Source organism: Kocuria marina (assembly GCF_000786655.1).
Taxonomy (GTDB): domain Bacteria; phylum Actinomycetota; class Actinomycetes; order Actinomycetales; family Micrococcaceae; genus Kocuria; species Kocuria marina_A.
This window is the reverse complement of record NZ_JROM01000061.1, coordinates 1-1600: the sequence shown is the minus strand read 5'-3', so window position 1 is coordinate 1600 and position 1600 is coordinate 1. Positions and strand designations below refer to the sequence as shown.

The 1600-nt window shown below is 68.1% G+C and carries 3 protein-coding genes; 2 read left to right on the top strand and 1 reads right to left on the bottom strand.

Features of this window, described 5'->3' with window-relative positions; all coding sequences use genetic code 11:
- Both AS25_RS14830 and AS25_RS13405 read left to right on the top strand, forming a co-directional pair.
- Positions 1 to 263, top strand: a 263-nt coding sequence (locus tag AS25_RS14830) for a hypothetical protein (RefSeq protein ID WP_216594127.1), incomplete at its 5' end; no start/stop codon positions are given.
- 69 nt (positions 264 to 332) lie between these two features.
- A complete protein-coding gene (locus tag AS25_RS13405; RefSeq protein WP_035964350.1) occupies positions 333 to 653 on the top strand; it encodes a helix-turn-helix domain-containing protein in 321 nt (106 codons plus the stop codon).
- Positions 654 to 1331: 678 nt separating this feature from the next.
- Here AS25_RS13405 and AS25_RS13400 read toward each other — a convergent pair.
- On the bottom strand, positions 1332 to 1600 hold a 269-nt coding region (locus tag AS25_RS13400), incomplete at its 5' end, for an IS256 family transposase (protein ID WP_035965865.1).

Below are 1600 nucleotides of genomic sequence, written 5' to 3'. Positions count from 1 at the left end.
GCGCAGCGCGAACCCCGCTCGCCCCGTACCTGGCAGAGATTCCGCGATGCCTAGTGCTGCCCACCGATCCGCGTCACGGTGACCCGCAGCTGACCAAGGCCACGGCCCTAGAGGTCGCAGGAGCCGCCACGCGCGCCGCTGGCCGCATGGAATCCTTCGAGCACGTAGACATGGCCCTCGAGCTGTCCAAGGCCGCTATGCGCGCCTACGAGGCCGCGTGCGACTTGCTGAGCACGCATCCCGGAACCACACCCGCAGAATGAAAATGCCCCCCGGCCGCTGGCGGATGCCAGGAACAATGGGCCGGGAGGCCACACCGAAAGGACGATGCAATGCCCAAGACTATCCCGCGCGGCGCGCACCTGCACGGACTGAAAGAAGCCGCCGCCGTGGTCGGCATGACGCCCCAGGGCTTCATCAAGGCCGGAACACCCGAGCCAGACGTGTGGATCAACGACACGCGAGGATGGACCACGGAGACCCTGCACGAGTGGCAGCGCACCCGCCCCCGCGGACGCCGCACGCTCACGGACGAGCTGCGCGCGCGCATCCTCGCGATGCACGAGGAAGGCCGCAGCATCGCGGAGACCGCCGCAGCCTGTCAGGTGAGCAAATCGACGGTGGCGCGCGTGCGCGCCGACGCTCGCGCGTGAATCCTTACTACGCCCGCCTAGCTGGCATCGCCATGTCGGTTCACGGGCTGAACCGGGACAACTGGCAGCAGCTCGCCCGGTGGGCCGAGTACGCGGCCGCCCAAAGACTCACCAACCGTGGCGTTCTGATCACCGGAGACGGCCGCCTACATGCGGAGACCGTGTTACCTCCACCCCCACCACCGGACCACATGGGCGGCCGCTCCGCCCTGCCCCCGCCTAACCCGCCGTGGCAGATCGTCGCGGCGACGTGGCGCGGGCCGGGGGAGGCCCCCACCCCGCCCCGAGCACTCGCTACGGCATGGGACCGGATCAGGGACACCACTGGACTGCCCACGGCGCACATCCTCTATCACGAGGTGTGTACCGGCTGGGCTGGCTCCGACGTGGAGCAAAACCCGTCACAGTAAGGCGGTTCCGCACCCCCTGGTTATGCACCAAATTTTGCTACACCCAGCACGGGCGAAACTGACCCCGAGGGCAGGCGCGGGGGGAGTGGTGCAAAAACGACCAATTACTCTCTTTCGTGGCTGCGACATGCGTAAGCCCCGGACGCGCAAAATGCCCGGGGCTTACTTCCGGGGTCACAGCGCCCCGGGCGGTGACGTTGACCCCGCCGCCGCACCACCGGTCAAGTCCCGGGCAGTGGTGTAACAGGGTGATCCTTCGCGGGTGGGTTCAGGCGGTGAGTGCGGGCATGGGTTCGTGTCCTGGCTCGGTGGGCGGGTCGGTGAGGATAGCGGCACGTGAGCGGGCGAGGACGTCGAGCCCGAGGTAGCGGCGTCCTTCGGCCCATTCATCGGTTTGCTCGGCCAGGACGGCGCCGACGAGGCGCACGATCGCGTCACGGTTGGGGAAGATTCCGACGGAGTCGGTGCGCCGACGGATTTCGCGGTTGAGGCGCTCGGTCGGGTTGTTCGACCAGATCTGGGTCCAGATCTCGTTCG